The sequence below is a fragment of the Rhodococcus sp. Leaf278 genome (assembly GCF_001426085.1).
GTDB lineage: Bacteria > Actinomycetota > Actinomycetes > Mycobacteriales > Mycobacteriaceae > Rhodococcoides.
In genome coordinates this window covers 43648-58796 of record NZ_LMRR01000008.1, presented here as the reverse complement: position 1 = coordinate 58796, position 15149 = coordinate 43648, and the positions used below count along the sequence as shown (strand labels likewise).

The window sequence follows — 15149 nt, the reverse complement described above, 5'->3', positions numbered from 1 at the left end:
TGAAGCGCATTCTCGTAGTACGCCGCCGTAGCGGGGTCTGATTCGGACCGACCCCTCGCTGCGGGTCGTCGTGCTCTCTCGGTCCTCCCTTCACATTCGGAAGACCATTCCCATGAATGCACTTGCTTCTTCTCTCGCCACCGATCCCTTCTTCGACCGATTCGATTGCCCGCTGCCGCGCACCATGTGTGACGAGATCACCTGGCAACACATGTCGTGGGCGACCTTCATCGAACGCTTCTCACCCACCACCGGACCGCTCCGCCTGGGGTCGTGGACTGCCGGTAGGGCACCTGGTGGGCGAACCGATTTCGATGCGACCTTCGGCATCGGCGACACCATCATTACTTGTGCCGCAACGACTTACGGTCCGATCGAGGCGCTGACGTCGATGTTGCACGATGCCGGAGTCCGTATCGAGATTCTCTCGTTTCACCAGCAGAACATCGGCGACGAGACCGCCACCTTCATCCAGGCCGAGCACGACGGTCGCCGCGAATGGTCGATGGGCATGGATGCCGACGCGCACCTGTCGGCCGTGCGGGCCGTCATCGCCGGGGCCAACCTGCTGCATCGGTAGCCCGACCCAGTGCCGAGTTCGCAGTTGTGTTGGCCAAAACGCCCTCCTCGCCTGCACAACTGCGATCTCGACGCGCCGCCTCGCGTCGGTAGCGCTTTCTTCGCCTGTCTAGCACTCGAGCAATACAGTCGAAGATCTCGCTAGGGCATCTCGATTGTCTGAGCGCGGTGAATTTCCGCCAATGCATAGCGCACGTACGTTTCGGCCTTGCCTTTGCGAACAGCGAGCAGATCCGCCACCACCAACAGCGCGTGCGCAGGCCGCGGCCTCGCGCGCGACTGTTCGTCGACGTCGGTCACACCCAATGCGCCGGTGAGCACCTCGACGAACCCGGCGATGTCCAGGTTCGGCAACCATCCCGCGCCCTTGACTGTTCGAGCAAGTACTTCTTGGACGTTCTCGCCGGTCAAACCGTCGCTATATACCTCTTCGAGCAAACTCCGTACCATTTCTGCATGCACGCGCCCGGCCCTGGCCGGGTCCGAGCGGTCCAGCATGTCGACGGCGTCTTCGAATGCCACCGGATCTTTCGTCGCAACCGCGGCGAGGGCCTCGACGGTGGCGTCGGCGATTTTTCGCACGTCGGCGGGCCATTCGGTGGGCCAGACAATGGGGACGCTGCTCGGGGGAACAGCCGCTGGGGAGGGGTCGGTCATCACAGGAGTCTCTCACTGCTCAACTGTCGTTCCGCGGGCTCCACTCCTGGCGGTACCGACGTGGTTCCTTTTACCTGTAACCGGTGTTTATACTAAGTCTCGCGCTGTGGCATCGGCCACATCGCGGACGTGGAGGAGGTCGGCTCGATGAACAAGCGCACTGCCGTCGCATCGGATCCGGGCGAAGTGATGCTTCAGGCCAGGAACGTCAAGTTCGACTGGAGCGATCTGCCGATGCACTGGGTGCCGGGCGATCCGTACACCACACACGTTCTCAACGTGCTGCACCTGATACTTCCCGCCGGTGAGCACTGGTTCGTCGATACGTTCAAAGAAGCTCTGCCCTACATCGACGACGAGAAGCTGCGCGACGACGTCATCGGCTTCATCGGCCAGGAAGCCGTCCACGCCGAGGCCCACACCGGCGTCCTCGTACATCTCGAGGCCAACGGACTCGACCCCAAGCCGTTCACCGACCAGATGGACTGGACCTTCGGCAAGGTGCTCGGAGCCGACTCGGTCACCAGCCTGCGCTCCAAGAACAACCTCGTCGAGCGACTGGCTCTGATCGCCGCCATCGAACACGTCACGGCATTCCTCGGCGACTGGGTGCTCAACGCCGACGGCCTCGACCGCGCGGGCATCCACCCCACGATGCTCGACCTGCTGCGCTGGCACGGTGCCGAAGAGGTGGAGCATCGCTCGGTCGCGTACGACACCCTTCGCTACTTCGACAAACGCGAGGTGCGTCGCCTGCGCACATTCGTCGTGGTCGTGCCGTTGATGGCGTACATCTGGCAGCGCGGGATCATCTTCTTGATGAAGAACGACCCGGAGTTGCAGTCGGCACCGAAGTCCGTCCGCAAGCCGCGCTCCGCACTGTGGAGAAAGTCGGTCAAACGCGGCACCCTGCCGGCCCTGACGCACGTCGGCCGCAGCATGTCGCGCTACCTCAAGAAGTCGTACCACCCGAGTCAGGAAGGCTCCACGGCTCAGGCCGTGCGCTACCTGGCATCCTCCCCGGCCGCGCAGGCTGCCGCGCGGTGAAACTATCGACGCGCCGCGTTCCGCGGTTGCTACCCAAGGATCCGCCGCCGGATCTGCGCGGACGGTCCCGACCCGATCGCTCGATGCAGATGCTCGGTACGTTCCTCAACGGCTACATGCATGCGACGGCGGGCAAGGAGTACGACGACGCAGTAGCCGGCCACAATCCTGATTCCGCGCTGCGGCTGGTGGTCGTGGACCGCGAGATAGTCGCCGAGGACAACGATGTTGCTGCCTTGACCCTCGCGTCGCCGACGGGGGAGCAATTGCCGACCTGGCATCCTGGCTGCCACCTCGATCTGCACCTGCCGTCGGGTCGCCGTCGGCAGTACTCGCTGTGCGGCGATCCGTCCGATCGCAGTTGCTACCGCATCGCAGTGCGCCGAATTCCTACCGGCGCAGGCGGTTCCATCGAGATGCATGCACTCGAGCCCGGCACCGAGGTTGTTGTTCACGGTCCCCGCAACGGCTTCCCCTTCGTCGCCGAGGGCAGTGCTCTGTTCATCGCCGGCGGCATCGGCATCACACCGATCATTGCCATGGTCCGCGCGGCACGGATTCTCGGGATGGACTGGCAGTTCGTGTACTGCGGTCGCTCCCGCGACACGATGCCGTTTCTCGAGGAGATCGAAAGCTGGGAGTCGGACCGCGTGTTCGTCCGGACCGATGACGTGCACGGATACCCCAGTGAGGGTGAACTGCTCGAGCGCGCCCCAGCCGGCGGTGCAGTCTACTGCTGCGGACCTACCCCCATGCTCGACGCCGTCCGCCGCGACTTCCGTGAGTGCCCCTCCACCGCACTGCATTTCGAGCGCTTCGGCCCGCCACCGATTCTCGACGGCCAGCCGTTCCAGGTTCAGTTGATCAGCAGCGGAGCTGTGCTCGAGGTGGCCGCCGACGCTTCCGTATTGACCGCAGTCAAGGAACAGAAGCCCAATATCGCGTACTCGTGCCAGCAGGGCTTCTGCGGTACCTGCAAGGTCCGGGTGCTTTCCGGCGAGCCCGAACACCTGGAGTCGCGATTGACCCCGGAGGAGCAACGCGATCACATGCTCATCTGCGTGTCACGTGCCCGAAGCGCGCGCCTCGTACTCGATCTATAGAACGGAACACTGTTGAACAGCAACGCAGTTCGTACGACAGTCGTCAACGAGGGAATTCGGTTGGCGGTGTTCGAGAGCGGCAACCCCGACGGCGATCCCATCGTCCTCGTACACGGCTGGCCGGATACTCACGAACTGTGGAGCCACATCGTGCCCCAGCTCGAGGATCGCTTCCGGGTGATCAGCTACGACTCGCGCGGAGCAGGCGAGAGCACAGTGCCCACCGAGCAGTCGGCGTACAAGTTGGCCCGCCTCGCGTCGGACTTCTACGCCGTGGCAGATGCGGTCAGCCCCGATGCCCCGGTGCACGTGCTCGCACACGACTGGGGGGCCGTCGAGGTATGGGAGGCCGCGGCCCAGCCGCAGGCGAAGGATCGAATCCGTTCCTACACTTCCGTTTCGGGACCCAACCTCGACCATCTCGGAAAGTGGTCGCAGTCGCGATTGCGCAAACCCACTCTCACCGGCATCAAACAGGTGCTCGCCCAGGTACGCGCGTCCTGGTACACCGCAACCTTCCACGTCCCGATCCTTGCCAACCTGCGAATCAAACGGCAGTTCGCCAAGGGCTGGCCGGCATTCCTCGAGGAGTTCTCGGGAGTCGACCCGGCGCTCGTCACGCAGAACCCCACCCTGTGGTCGGATGCCACCAACGGAACCAAGCTGTACCGCGCCAACATCATTCCGCTGCTGACCAACCCGCGGGATCGATACATCGACATTCCCGTTCAGCTCATCGTCAACACCGAGGACGTCGCAGTGCGTCCGTACCACTACGACGACACCGGCAAGTGGGTGAAGAACCTCACCCGCAACGACATTCCGGCGGGGCATTGGTCGCCGATCTCGCACGCCGACGACATCGCAAGACTGACAAAGGAATTCATCGACTCGCTGGACTGATGGGTCGATGGGCTGATGGGCTGATGGGTCAGGGGACCAGTACCAGCTTGTGACGGGTTCGTGGGGCTCGCTCCCATGCATTCGCCACCTCGGCCAGTGGCATGTTCTCGTATTCCACTGCGATCCGCCCGGCGACAGCCCAGCCGGTCAGGGTGCGATACGCCTGCGAGGTCGCACCCTGCCCGTAGTGCAGCGGCATGAATCCGAGGATGCTTGCTCCGAGGGAACGCATGAGTTGCGCCGGGACGGTGGTCTCGGCTCCGGCTCGGTCACCGATCTGCACCAGCCGAACGAGACGGTTACCCGCATGCAGGGCCGCGAGAGCAACTGTGCCCCAGGCATAATCGACAACGACATCAGCACCTGACGATGCCTGTCGAATGGCAGAACTCAGCTCCTCGACACTCTTGTCGCCGATGGCAACCGTCGCCGTGGCCCCGAGTTCACGGGTGGATTCGAGGGCGTTCTCGTCACGTCCAACGACCGTGATCGATCCTGCGCCGAGCAATCGCGCCGCCTGTACAGCGAGGCGCCCGACCACTCCGGTGCCGCCGAGGATCACGACGTTCTCCCCCGGTGTCATTCGAGCCCCGTGGGTCAGTGGCATCAGCGCGGCCAGGCCCGCGTTACCCAGTGTCGCGGCGGTCGAGAAGTCCAGCCCGTCGGGTAGTTCGATGAGCGATGCCGTCGGCACCAACGTCTGTTCGGCCATCGAACCATGGGGCGAGAGCACCGGTGAGAAGTAGACGCGGCGACCGTCCTGCGTGGTACCCGCGCCTTCGATGCCGATCACCGTCGGCAGCGACCGCGGGCTGAGGTAGTGCGTACCCGCCGCTATGACGATATCGACGGCGTTGAGAGTCGCCGCCGCGACGTCGATCACCTCCAGGCCGTCGGCCGGGGCCGGATCGTCATGGTCCGTGTAAGTCGGTACCCCGAACTCCTTCAGAACTGCTGCCTTCATGTCTGCATCCTTTGCCGAATCACTATTCACTGAATTTTGATTCAGTGTGTAATGTGACCTCGTAGATGTCAACAGGAAGGACCACGGTGGCAGCCACCAGTCGGGCCCAACAGGCCGAGCAGACTCGCATCGAGCTGGAAAATGCAGCTCGTGCGGTTTTCGCCCGTACCGGGTACCTCAACACAAAGATCGTCGACATCACTCGAGAGGCCGGCCGTTCGGCCGGATCGTTCTACAACCACTACTCCGGCAAAGACGAATTGCTCCTCGCCCTGGCCGAGCAGATCGGCGAGGACGCGGACATCATCGTCGCGACACAGGATCCGTCTGCCCGCGATCACCCCACCATGCGACCCCACCTAGAGGTGTTCTGGCAGTTGCTCACTCGCCACCGGGTCGTCGTCGATGCCCTCCGCGACGCCGCACGGGTGAGCCCCGAATTTGCCGAACGATTGCAAAGATTCACGCAGGTCCAATTCGAGCCCTGGGTCGAGCGTCTCCACGCATTCGAAAAGTCCGGCGTCGAACTACCCGCACCTCCCGGAGTCACAGCCATGTTGATCGGCGGTGCGGCGGAAAACTTTGCTCGCCAGTGGCATGGCTCGAGCGAGGACGGCCTCGACGCCCTCGTGGCGTTCGTCGATAGTGGCGTCTTCGGACGCCCCGCTCAGCGAGACAGATGACCCCGCAGCGTCGACGACGTGTATTCGGACCGAAACAGGCCACGCTGCTGCAGAATCGGGACCACGTGCTCGACGAAGTCGGCCAATGAATCCGGGTAGCGCGGGCACATCAGGTTGAATCCGTCGGCACCGCGACCGATCCACGATTCCATCTCGTCGGCGATGGACTCCGGCGTGCCGATCATCGTGGCATGCCCGCCGCCGGCAGCCAGCGTGCCGAGCAACTCACGCACGGTGGGGCCGTCCTTCTCGACGATGCGCAGAATCGTCTCGTAGCGGCCCTGAGGTCCGGGGAACTCGGACGCGGGCGGGAGCGGCGGCACCGGATCATCGAGTTCCCAAGCAGCACACTCCTGTCCGGTGAAGGTCGACAGCATCGCCAGCGACTGTTCGTTGGGCAGCAGCTGATCCAGTTCGACCTTCTTGCGTCGGGCCTCGTCCATCGTCGATCCGATGTAAGTCACCAAACCCGGCATGATGCCCACTGCCGCACTGTCTCGGCCCGCGTGGGCGATGAGCGCCTTCACGTCGTCGTAATAGCTCTGCGCTGCAACAAGATCGTAGGCAACGGCGTAGATCGCCTCGGCGTACTGGGCCGCCAGATCACGACCCGGCCCCGACGCCCCCGCCTGGAACAGCACCGGCCTGCCCTGAGGTGATCGCGGCACCGTCAACGGACCGTCGACGCGAAAGTGTTTGCCGTCGTGATCGATGGCATGCACCTTTGCCGGGTCTGCATACATCCCGGCGCGATCGAGCGTCAACGCATCGGCGTCCCACGAATCCCACAGCGCCAGTGCCGTATCGACGAACTCTTCGGCGCGGGCATACCGCTCCTCACGAGCCGGGATGACATCCATCCCGTGATTGCGTGCCTCGGCGTCGAACATGGAGGTGACGACGTTCCACCCGGCTCGGCCGCCGCTGATGTGGTCCAACGACGCGAGCATGCGCGCGGCATGGAACGGTGTGTAGAACGTCGACGACACAGTGGTGACCAGACCGATGTGGGTGGTCGCTCTGGCCATGGCGGACAGCGCCGTAATCGGCTCGAGAAACCAGGTGCCAGCTCCCGCCGGGTCGCGAACCGAATGGCCGTCGGCGAAGAACACGGCGTCGAACTTTCCCCGTTCGGCCAGCTGCGCTAACTCCTCGTAGTAGGCGATGTCGCCGAGATCCTGCACTCGCGAATCGGGATGCCGCCACGCTGCACTGTGATGACCGCAGCCGTACAGAAACGCGTTGAGGTGCATCTCAGTTCTTGACCAGTCCGCCGTCGACCACCAGATTCTGACCGGTCACCGACCGCGCCCACGGCGAGGCGAAGAACAGCAGAGCATCGGCGAATTCCTCGGGTGTGGTGACGCGTTGCAGCGGGGTCGAGGCCGCGATGAAGTCGAACACCTCGGCCGGGGTGGCGGCACTGGCGTCGGTGGTGCGCAGCAGTCCGCCCGAGACCATGTTGACGGTGATGTTGTCTGCGCCCAGGTCCGCGGACAGCGTTCGGGTCAGCGAGAGCAGTGCGGCCTTCGACGCGGTGTAGTCGTGATACGGCACCACCGGATTCTGGAACAAGTTGGTGCCCACGTTGATGATTCGGCCGAAGCCAGCCTCGCGCATCCCCGGCAGTGCGGCCTGGGTGGTGAGCAACGCCGCGCGAACGCTGCCGCGCAGCTGAGCGTCGAAACGCTCCCAGGTGATCGTGTCGGCCTTGGGTCGGGCATCACCGTCGAAGGAGAAGTCGGCCAAGGCATTGTTGACGACGGTGGTGATCGGAGAGCCGAAGTGCGCACGGGCGGAGTCGAACACCGAGGCCATCGCACTCTCGTCGGTCACATCGCCCTGAACGGCGAACGCACGGTCGCCGAGCTTGTCCGCCAGCGCTTCGGCCGCCTCTTTGCTGTTGCGATAGTCGATCACCACACGTGCGCCCTGACCGGCGAACGCCGCGGCGATCGCTGCTCCGAGTCCGCGCCCACCCCCGGTGACCAACACTGTCTGCTCGTCGATTTTCATGCGCCTCGCCTCTCGTTCGAGGTCGGGACCGTCACGAGGGGACAGGAATACCGAACGTCACGACATTCCCTTCGCTGGTCCTAACCAGATCAGGTTCGACGGGTGTGATCTCAGCCCTGTCGGGCACCCCGTGTCGCGTTCGACTGTACCCACCGGCCACGTCGTAGCGCTGCATTGCCGTCGATACGGCCTTCTAGATCGTGCGCTAGACATCCGAATAGATCGATGACAAGTTACTGTGCCGCCATGACCGAACGCGTCTACCTGGAGTATCACCTCGACGAGAACGTCATTTTCGTGCTCGACCATCGCACGGTCGAAGTGTTCGACGCCGCGGTGACCGTCGCGTCGGGCGGTCGGTGCCGATGGCATGTGGACCACCTCGGTGTCGATGCGAAGCCGACGCGCCGCGGAACCAGAGTGACCGTCGGTCTGCGGACTCCCGACGGCAGCATCCACTACAACGGCGACCGAGTGATACTCACCGTCACCGACGAACAACTGACACACCTGCTGGCATTCTTCGACCGCGCCAAGGCGGCCAGAGCACTCAGCTGATGACGGCCCAGCCGTGCGGCGGAACGCTCACCCGTCCGTCGTTCAGCTGCGCCTCACCGGCCAGTACTTCGCTGCCCTGAGCCGGGTAGTCGATGGCCTCGTCGCCGAGGTTGAGCGCCACCGTCATCGAATTGTCCTCCGCGTACACGCGGTAGACCAGTGCGGTGTTGGTGAGCTCGAGCGTCTCGGTGCGCGCAGAGTACAACCACGGATTGCGACGCCGCACTGCGATCAGCTCCTGATGCACGCGATAGACCGGCCAACCGTACGGGGCCAGATCCTCGGACGTCTCCGGGTATTCGGGACGCACCTCGTCGTCACCGCCGACGCGATCCTCCTTGATGCCGCGGAAGGCCTGCTCGTCGCCGTAGTAGATCATCGGCATCCCGCCCACCGTGAACAGAACCACCAATGCGTGCAGCAGATGTCGCTCGTCCTCGATGACGCTGGCGATGCGATTGACGTCATGATTTCCGACAAAGGTGGCGGGCACGAAGGCGTCGAGCCAGCCGTTGTGACGTTCCAAGGCATGCGAGAGCTCGAAGAAATTCTTTTCGCTCAGACCACTCCAGATCGCCTTCCACAGTTCGTACTGGGTGACCGAGTCCAGCATGGAGGCCGAGACGATCCGGTCGTAGTCGCCGTGAATGACCTCGCCGAGAAAGTATGCCTCCGAGTGCTTTTCGCGAACCTTCGGCAGCACCGCGGCCCAGAAGCGCGGCGGCACTGCGTAGGCCGCGTCGAGTCGCCAGGCGTCGACGCCCCGGTCCAGCCAATGCGACAGCACGTCCACGACGTACTCCTGCACGTGCCGGCTCTCGTGGTTGAGTGCCACCAGTTCGTCGTGGCCCTCGAAGTTGCGGTGCGTGGGTTCGTCCCCGGACCAATCGATGTGGAACCACCCGGCAGCCTCGGAGTCAGGGCCCTCGGCCAGGGCCTCACGGAACTTCGGGAAGCTCTGTGCCACATGGTTGAAGACGCCGTCGAACATGACCTTCAGGCCGCGAGAGTGTGCGGCCGCGATCAAGGATTCGATGTCCTCGTCGGTGCCGAGTCTGCCGTCGACGTGGTAGTAATCGATGGTGTCGTAGCCGTGCTTCTCGGACTCGAAGATCGGCCCGAGGGCGATGCCCGACGCGCCGAGTTCGAGGGCGTAGTCGAGCCACTTCTCGATTCTGTTCAGCCGGTGCAGGTCCGACTGGGATTCACCGTCCCATCCGTGCACCGGAGCGCCGGTGAAGCCGAGTGGGTACAGGTGCCACCAGATGGCGTGCTTCGTCCACTCCATCAGGACGCCTCGATCGAGTAGCGGCCCAATTCGGCGGCACCGGTGTGCCCCGACAAACTCGTCACCAGATCGAATTCCGCGAGTAGGCAACGTAATACGTGTGCCACACCCTCCTGCCCGCCAAGCGCGAGGCCGTACAGGAACGGCCGGCCGAGCAACACCGCATCGGCACCGAGCGCCAGCGCCTTGGCCATGTCGGCACCGGTGCGCACACCGGAGTCGAACAGAATCGTCAGATCGTCTCCGACCGCATCGACGATGGACGGCAGCGCGTCGAGAGATGGCTTGGCCCCGTCGATCTGACGTCCACCGTGGTTGGAAACGACGATGCCGTCGACTCCGTGAGCGACGGCCTCTCGCGCATCGCCGACGGTGCAGATGCCTTTGAGCACGATCGGGCCGTCCCAGTGCTCCCGCAGGAACGCCAGGTTCTTCCACGACAGCCCCGGGTTGGGGAACATCTGCGCCCAATGCATCGCGGCCGCAACGGGATTCTCCTCGACCGGCTGCGCGAGTCCGGCTTGGAACGCCGGATCGCTCAGATAGTTCTCGATACCGAGGTTGGCCAGGAACGGAAGGTACCCGCGGTCGAGATCGGCGGGCCGCCAGCCCAGCAACGTGGTGTCGAGAGTCAGCACCAACGTGGTGAAACCGGTGTCCTTTGCGCGTTGCAGAAAGCTCAGCAGCACCGATTCGTCGGTCGGCCAGTACAACTGATACCAGCGCGGAGCATCTCCGCCTGCCTCGGCGATCTGCTCGAACGAATGCGAGGCCTGCGTCGAATGAATGTACGGCACACCGAGTTCCGCAGCCGCGCGAACGGTCGCGAGCTCCCCGTCGGGATGGGCGAGAGTCTGGATGCCGACGGGCGCGATCAGCAGGGGAGCCGGCATCTCGGTACCCAGCACGGTGCAGGCGTGATCACGAGCCGCCGAGCTGCGCAGCATTCGCGGCGTGATGGCCCATTTGTCGAATGCCGCTCGGTTCGCCCGCGCCGTCGATCCGCTGCCCGCGCTGGCAACGATGTAACCCAAGGCCTCCGGCGAGAGCTTCTCGGCGGCCTGATCCTCGAGCCTCGCCAGATTGGTCGTGATCGGCGGCGTCTGCTGGGCGAACATCCCGGCGGCGTAGATGCCGAGTTGGTGATCACTGAAGTTGCTGGGCCTGGCCTCGGTCATCGTTCGACCCTACCGGGGCACCGCCGAGGATCGGGCGAGAAAGGCGTCCAGCAGGGCCGAGCACCGCGCCCGAGCTGCGAGTTCCGCGTCGGCGATATCCCTCCTGATCTCGTCCACGTCCACCCCGTGTTCGACGCCATCGCGGTCCCACGCAGCCGCCCATGCGTCGTAAGTATCGAGGTCGATCTCGGGATGGAATTGCAACCCGAGGTGCGGACCACAGACGAATGCCTGTTGCGCGGCCGCGTTCAGGGCGATGACCGTGGCCTGCGGGGGAGCAGTGAACGTGTCGCCGTGGAATTCCATCCACGGGCCCTCGGCGATGAGCTCGGGATCGGAGGTGTCCACCTCGACGAATCCGTACTCGGGGTGTTCGGACTTGCGGACGGTGCCGCCGAGTACCCGCGCAAGCAGCTGCCCACCGAAGCACACACCGAGGATCGGGACCCGCGCATCGATCGCGTCCTGCACGTATGCAATTTCCGGCGCGAGCCACGTCAGCGTGTCGTCGTAGGCAGCATCGGGCGAGCCCATGACCACCAGCACCTGCGCGTCGGACAGCGTCGGCGGAGCGACATCGGGGCTGTGGTCGAAGGAGTGCACGTCCAACTGGAAACCCCTGGTGCGCAATTCGGCATCGAGAGTGCCGATGTCGCGTCGCGCAAGGATTGGATCCTGATCGTGGACGAGAACGACGGCGCGCGGGTGGTTCGGGTATGTCACAGGGCTCCTTTACGGTGTTCGTGCACACCGTACGACAGACTGGATCCGATGCCACCTCGTAGACGCACAGCCCGATCCACCACTGCCCGCACCGTCAAGGCCGGGCAGAGCAGTGCTGCGCGAAAGTTCGCAGCCGCGAAGAACGGTGAGCCTGCAACGACGAAGGCTGCCCCGAAGAAGAACGCACCACGCAAGCGGGCAGCGCCGCGCAAGACCTCGCCACGGAAGGCTGCCGCACCGGACCTCCGGGTTCCCGATCCCGGCGAGCGTGTCTGGGTACTGGACGTGCCGTTCGAGGATCGATCGGCGGCGGGCGCGGCCGGGGCGCGCTGGTATCCCGGTCCTCGGGTGTTCGCGTACTACGGCGTCGAGTTGCCCGAGTATCTGCAGCCCTACGAGTCGACGCCGTACAGCCTGCAACGGTGGCTCGAGGACGATGCCAACGATGTCTGGCGTGACGAGACGGTTCGGGAGCGGGCGATGCAGCCCAGAGACACTCAACTCGAATCGGTACGACGACACCTCGCTGCGCTCGACGCGGGATTCCCGTACTTCGCGCAGATGGATTCGACGGGCCTGGGCAAGACGCTGGCTGTGTGCGAGGCCGTGCGGCAGATGTCGGCGGCCGAGATCGGGACCGTTCTGGTGGTCGCGCCCAAGGGCGCGCTACCGGGATGGCGTCGCACCATCGCCGACAGCGAGGCCGACATCGCGCCGTCCGACCGCAAGCGCTGGCTGCTGATCACGTATCAGTCCACCAAGAAACTTCTGTCGGTTCCGCCCGAGACCGATCTGGGCAAACGCAAACGGACACAGAACAAACGAACCATCTCGCTCGGTGAGCTGCGATTCGATATGGATGTGGTGATTGCCGACGAATCGCACGCACTGATGAACATCGAGTCCCAGCAGTCGCAGATCCTCTGGCGATATCAGGAGGCGGCCCGCTCGGTGGTGTGGATGTCTGCGACGCCCGGCTATCAGCCGTTGCACTTCGCGTACATGGCTCGCGCAGTAGAGCGCAGCCGTGGTGTCGAGATTCTGGGCGACGACGAATATCTCGGCTATGCAGTGACGATGAAGTGGGCGGAGTTTTTGATCGAGTCCGGGTTCGCCGTCAAGGCAGGCAAGGCGACGACGGGGTTGACCACGTGGCGGTGGGAGCCGGAGGACGCAGCGAAGCGGGCGCTGGACATCGCAGCAGTGCACGGCTGGCTGTCGGGAGGTGCCGTGCCGTGGTCGATTTCGCGGCCGTCGCCGCCGACCCCGCGGGAACCACTCGGTCAGGAACTCACCGCCGCGCAGAAGCGGCTGTACAACTCCGCGTGGGTGGACTACCGCAAAGAGGTAGGCCTGCCGAACTGGAAAGCCGTCGGTGGACGACGAGTGCTGCAGAAGAACCCCAGTACCCGTGCCGCGACGCTGCGATTTCGCCAGAAGTGCTCGTACCTGCGCATTCCCGCGTCGGCGGACCAGGTGCGGACGTGGGTCAAAGCCGGCAACCAGGTCTTCGTCTCCATGTTCTACCGAGAGTCCGTCGCGGCACTGGCGCAGACTCTGCGGGACGAAGGACTCGACGTTGCCGTGGTCGACGGCAGTATGAGCAGCCCGGAGCAGGAGGCGTCGATCAGGCGCTTCCAGACTGGCGACGCGTCGGTCATCGTCTCGACCACCACCAGCGCAATCAACCTGCACACCAACGAGTTACTGCTTCCCGAAGGGACAGTGTCCACTCTCGCCCCGCGCGTGACTCTGATTCACGATCCTCGATGGACACCCATCGACATCAGGCAGATCGAGGGCCGCGCCAACCGCATCGACAAGGACCACAACCACACGACGTCGACCTGCTACTACGGTTACGCAGAGGGCACCGTCGAAGAGGAGATGGTGCTCACCGGCGTCGAGCGCATCGCGGATCTGGGATCGATCGTCGGGCAAGCGGATCTGATCGACCCGGAGGCATTCCTCGCGGCGAAAGTGGATGCCGAAAAATAGCGACAATTGTGAGCAATCCTCCACGTGCCCGAGTAGGTTCGGTCCCATCGACATTCGTCGGTAGTGGGCTCACAGTGGCACCAGGAGTAGTCATGATCGTTCTCGGAATTATCCTCGCCCTCATCGGCTATTTCGCCGGCATTTCAATTTTGACGACGATCGGCATCATTTTGGTGGTCGTCGGCGCGGTTCTGACGTTGCTCGGTTCGATGGGGCGCGCAGTCGGTGGCCGCAAGACGTGGTTTTAGCCAGGCGTTAGAACATACGTTCGATAGCTGCTAACATGAGCAGGCCCCCGGAGTTGGCGACGCAGCCAGCCGAGCCACTTCGGGCGGTCCATATCGGGCGGTAGATATTCTCGAAGGCGGTTGCGCGCGATGGCATCCGGCGAGCGTGAATCCGACCCGGTTGCCGGCTCGCTCTATCGCGTCGGCGATCGATGGGCCGAACGAGCGCCTACCCACTGCACCAATGGCCATCCGCTCGTCGCCGGCTCGGTGTTGGTGGGTTCACGTGCCTGCTCGTGCGACCGAGGCCATCACCGAACCCATCAATGCGAGAGCTGTGGTCTCGTGCGTTTCACCCCGGAACTCGGTCCGACGTGCAGCGATGCCAGCTTCGATTCCCGCGCCGCGCGCACTCGGCCCGCCGTCGTGGACAATCGTGGTCATGAGCGAGGTCATGAAGAACGGTGAGACTGCGGTCGACCTGGGTCAACTGAGACAAGATTTCACGCGATTCATGATGAGCTACAAGTTCGGGATCGACGAGCTGATCACCAAGATCAACATCCTGAAGCAAGAATTCACCCACATCCACCGCTACAGCCCCATCGAGCATGTCTCGTCGCGGCTCAAGACACCCGAGAGCATCCTCGACAAGGCGCAGCGAAAGAACTGCCCCCTGACGTTCGACGCCATTCGCGCGAATATCTTCGACATCGCCGGTGTCCGCATCACCTGCAGCTTCATCTCCGACACGTACCGCATCGCGGACATGCTCAGCAGTCAGAGCGACATTCGGGTCGTCGAGGTCAAGGACTACATCGCGAACCCGAAAGCCAACGGCTACAAGAGTTTGCACCTCATCGTCGAGATCCCGGTCTTCATGTCCGACCGCGTCCAACCGGTACTGGTCGAACTCCAGATCCGCACGATTGCCATGGACTTCTGGGCGAGCCTCGAGCACAAGATCTTCTACAAGTATCGCGGGCAGATACCGCCCAACCTGTTGGCGGAACTGACCGAGGCCGCCGAAACGGCCAACACACTGGACGAGAAGATGGAGAGTCTGCACGACGAGGTCGAGGAATTGAACGGAGATTCCGACAACTCCATCACCCTCGGTGCGATGCCCCCGATGGCTCTGCCTCCCGAGTTGCTGCACATGCTGCTCACCGCGCAGGCCGACGCGATCGATCCGGACTGAAAACACACTTTCGAATACCGAAAA

17 protein-coding genes and 1 riboswitch are annotated in these 15149 nt (G+C 63.8%); of the genes, 9 read left to right on the top strand and 8 right to left on the bottom strand.

The features are described 5' to 3' along the window. The first annotated feature begins 112 nt into the window (after positions 1-112). Positions 113-580 carry an alpha-isopropylmalate synthase regulatory domain-containing protein gene (locus tag ASG84_RS09755; protein ID WP_057476831.1) on the top strand — a complete coding sequence of 156 codons (468 nt, stop codon included), beginning with the start codon at positions 113-115 and terminating at the stop codon, positions 578-580. A gap of 140 nt (positions 581-720) precedes the next feature. Here the strand turns inward: ASG84_RS09755 and ASG84_RS09750 are convergent, their stop codons facing one another. Continuing rightward, the gene (locus ASG84_RS09750; protein WP_057476830.1) at positions 721-1236 is read right to left on the bottom strand and encodes a hypothetical protein; all 516 of its coding nucleotides are present in this window, start codon (positions 1234-1236) and stop codon (positions 721-723) included. 147 nt (positions 1237-1383) lie between these two features. Here ASG84_RS09750 and ASG84_RS09745 point away from each other — a divergent pair, with 147 nt between their 5' ends. The 3 genes from ASG84_RS09745 to ASG84_RS09735 all read left to right on the top strand — a co-directional run bounded on the left by ASG84_RS09745 (position 1384) and on the right by ASG84_RS09735 (position 4289). After that, complete coding sequence (locus ASG84_RS09745; protein ID WP_057476913.1) at positions 1384-2283, top strand: metal-dependent hydrolase; 900 nt, start codon at positions 1384-1386, stop codon at positions 2281-2283. Positions 2284-2366: 83 nt separating this feature from the next. After that, positions 2367-3386 (top strand): PDR/VanB family oxidoreductase, encoded by a 1020-nt coding sequence (locus ASG84_RS09740; RefSeq protein ID WP_235581613.1) that lies wholly within the window; start codon positions 2367-2369, stop codon positions 3384-3386. Between the two features lie 12 nt (positions 3387-3398). Further along, on the top strand, positions 3399-4289 hold the full coding sequence (locus tag ASG84_RS09735; RefSeq protein ID WP_057476828.1) for an alpha/beta fold hydrolase: 891 nt from the start codon (positions 3399-3401) through the stop codon (positions 4287-4289). A gap of 28 nt (positions 4290-4317) precedes the next feature. Here the strand turns inward: ASG84_RS09735 and ASG84_RS09730 are convergent, their stop codons facing one another. Further along, positions 4318-5253 carry a quinone oxidoreductase family protein gene (locus ASG84_RS09730; protein WP_057476827.1) on the bottom strand — a complete coding sequence of 312 codons (936 nt, stop codon included), beginning with the start codon at positions 5251-5253 and terminating at the stop codon, positions 4318-4320. Between the two features lie 86 nt (positions 5254-5339). Here ASG84_RS09730 and ASG84_RS09725 point away from each other — a divergent pair, with 86 nt between their 5' ends. Continuing rightward, entirely contained in the window at positions 5340-5936 is a 597-nt protein-coding gene (locus ASG84_RS09725) for a TetR/AcrR family transcriptional regulator (RefSeq protein WP_156399451.1), read from the top strand. On the opposite strand, the gene ASG84_RS09720 is transcribed toward ASG84_RS09725, so the two are convergent. Together ASG84_RS09720 and ASG84_RS09715 are read right to left on the bottom strand one after the other, a co-directional pair. Beyond that, positions 5921-7189, bottom strand: a complete 1269-nt coding sequence (locus tag ASG84_RS09720; protein WP_057476825.1) for an LLM class flavin-dependent oxidoreductase — start codon at positions 7187-7189, stop codon at positions 5921-5923. The genes ASG84_RS09725 and ASG84_RS09720 overlap by 16 nt on opposite strands. 1 nt (position 7190) lies before the next feature. Then, positions 7191-7952: a 3-oxoacyl-ACP reductase gene (locus ASG84_RS09715; protein WP_057476824.1), complete on the bottom strand. Its 762-nt coding sequence runs from the start codon at positions 7950-7952 to the stop codon at positions 7191-7193. A 48-nt stretch (positions 7953-8000) separates the two neighbouring features. Further along, positions 8001-8093: riboswitch (TPP riboswitch) on the bottom strand. 105 nt (positions 8094-8198) lie between these two features. Here ASG84_RS09715 and ASG84_RS09710 point away from each other — a divergent pair. Next, the gene (locus ASG84_RS09710) at positions 8199-8510 is read left to right on the top strand and encodes a hypothetical protein (protein WP_057476823.1); all 312 of its coding nucleotides are present in this window, start codon (positions 8199-8201) and stop codon (positions 8508-8510) included. Here the strand turns inward: ASG84_RS09710 and ASG84_RS09705 are convergent. From ASG84_RS09705 to ASG84_RS09695, 3 genes are read right to left on the bottom strand one after another with little or no spacing between them, the layout of a single operon-like run. Beyond that, positions 8503-9798 (bottom strand): alpha-amylase family glycosyl hydrolase, encoded by a 1296-nt coding sequence (locus tag ASG84_RS09705; protein ID WP_057476822.1) that lies wholly within the window; start codon positions 9796-9798, stop codon positions 8503-8505. The two genes, ASG84_RS09710 and ASG84_RS09705, sit on opposite strands and share 8 nt — an antisense overlap. Next, the gene (locus ASG84_RS09700; RefSeq protein WP_057476821.1) at positions 9798-10976 is read right to left on the bottom strand and encodes an alpha-hydroxy-acid oxidizing protein; all 1179 of its coding nucleotides are present in this window, start codon (positions 10974-10976) and stop codon (positions 9798-9800) included. The genes ASG84_RS09705 and ASG84_RS09700 overlap by 1 nt, the downstream gene beginning before the upstream one ends. 9 nt (positions 10977-10985) lie before the next feature. Further along, positions 10986-11699, bottom strand: coding sequence for a type 1 glutamine amidotransferase (locus tag ASG84_RS09695; RefSeq protein ID WP_057476820.1), 714 nt, complete (start codon positions 11697-11699; stop codon positions 10986-10988). A gap of 48 nt (positions 11700-11747) precedes the next feature. Here ASG84_RS09695 and ASG84_RS09690 point away from each other — a divergent pair, with 48 nt between their 5' ends. Both ASG84_RS09690 and ASG84_RS27925 read left to right on the top strand, forming a co-directional pair. Then, entirely contained in the window at positions 11748-13697 is a 1950-nt protein-coding gene (locus ASG84_RS09690) for a helicase-related protein (RefSeq protein ID WP_057476819.1), read from the top strand. A 92-nt stretch (positions 13698-13789) separates the two neighbouring features. After that, entirely contained in the window at positions 13790-13945 is a 156-nt protein-coding gene (locus ASG84_RS27925) for a DUF6131 family protein (protein ID WP_094611554.1), read from the top strand. A 261-nt stretch (positions 13946-14206) separates the two neighbouring features. On the opposite strand, the gene ASG84_RS27380 is transcribed toward ASG84_RS27925, so the two are convergent. Continuing rightward, on the bottom strand, positions 14207-14368 hold the full coding sequence (locus ASG84_RS27380) for a hypothetical protein (protein WP_156399450.1): 162 nt from the start codon (positions 14366-14368) through the stop codon (positions 14207-14209). Between ASG84_RS27380 and ASG84_RS09685 the strand changes: the two genes are divergently transcribed. Then, the gene (locus ASG84_RS09685; RefSeq protein ID WP_057476818.1) at positions 14367-15125 is read left to right on the top strand and encodes a GTP pyrophosphokinase; all 759 of its coding nucleotides are present in this window, start codon (positions 14367-14369) and stop codon (positions 15123-15125) included. The two genes, ASG84_RS27380 and ASG84_RS09685, sit on opposite strands and share 2 nt — an antisense overlap. Positions 15126-15149: the final 24 nt, after the last annotated feature.

Excerpts from the sequence above, each read along its gene's own strand:
- ASG84_RS09755 (WP_057476831.1), top strand. The coding sequence starts at position 113 with ATGAATGCACTTGCTTCTTCTCTCGCCACCGATCCCTTCTTCGACCGA.
- ASG84_RS09750 (WP_057476830.1), bottom strand. The coding sequence starts at position 1,236 with ATGACCGACCCCTCCCCAGCGGCTGTTCCCCCGAGCAGCGTCCCCATT.
- ASG84_RS09745 (WP_057476913.1), top strand. The coding sequence starts at position 1,384 with ATGAACAAGCGCACTGCCGTCGCATCGGATCCGGGCGAAGTGATGCTT.
- ASG84_RS09740 (WP_235581613.1), top strand. The coding sequence starts at position 2,367 with ATGCAGATGCTCGGTACGTTCCTCAACGGCTACATGCATGCGACGGCG.
- ASG84_RS09730 (WP_057476827.1), bottom strand. The coding sequence starts at position 5,253 with ATGAAGGCAGCAGTTCTGAAGGAGTTCGGGGTACCGACTTACACGGAC.
- ASG84_RS09720 (WP_057476825.1), bottom strand. The coding sequence starts at position 7,189 with ATGCACCTCAACGCGTTTCTGTACGGCTGCGGTCATCACAGTGCAGCG.
- ASG84_RS09715 (WP_057476824.1), bottom strand. The coding sequence starts at position 7,952 with ATGAAAATCGACGAGCAGACAGTGTTGGTCACCGGGGGTGGGCGCGGA.
- ASG84_RS09710 (WP_057476823.1), top strand. The coding sequence starts at position 8,199 with ATGACCGAACGCGTCTACCTGGAGTATCACCTCGACGAGAACGTCATT.
- ASG84_RS09705 (WP_057476822.1), bottom strand. The coding sequence starts at position 9,798 with ATGGAGTGGACGAAGCACGCCATCTGGTGGCACCTGTACCCACTCGGC.
- ASG84_RS09700 (WP_057476821.1), bottom strand. The coding sequence starts at position 10,976 with ATGACCGAGGCCAGGCCCAGCAACTTCAGTGATCACCAACTCGGCATC.
- ASG84_RS09690 (WP_057476819.1), top strand. The coding sequence starts at position 11,748 with ATGCCACCTCGTAGACGCACAGCCCGATCCACCACTGCCCGCACCGTC.
- ASG84_RS27925 (WP_094611554.1), top strand. The coding sequence starts at position 13,790 with ATGATCGTTCTCGGAATTATCCTCGCCCTCATCGGCTATTTCGCCGGC.
- ASG84_RS09685 (WP_057476818.1), top strand. The coding sequence starts at position 14,367 with ATGAGCGAGGTCATGAAGAACGGTGAGACTGCGGTCGACCTGGGTCAA.
- ASG84_RS27380 (WP_156399450.1), bottom strand. The coding sequence starts at position 14,368 with ATGACCACGATTGTCCACGACGGCGGGCCGAGTGCGCGCGGCGCGGGA.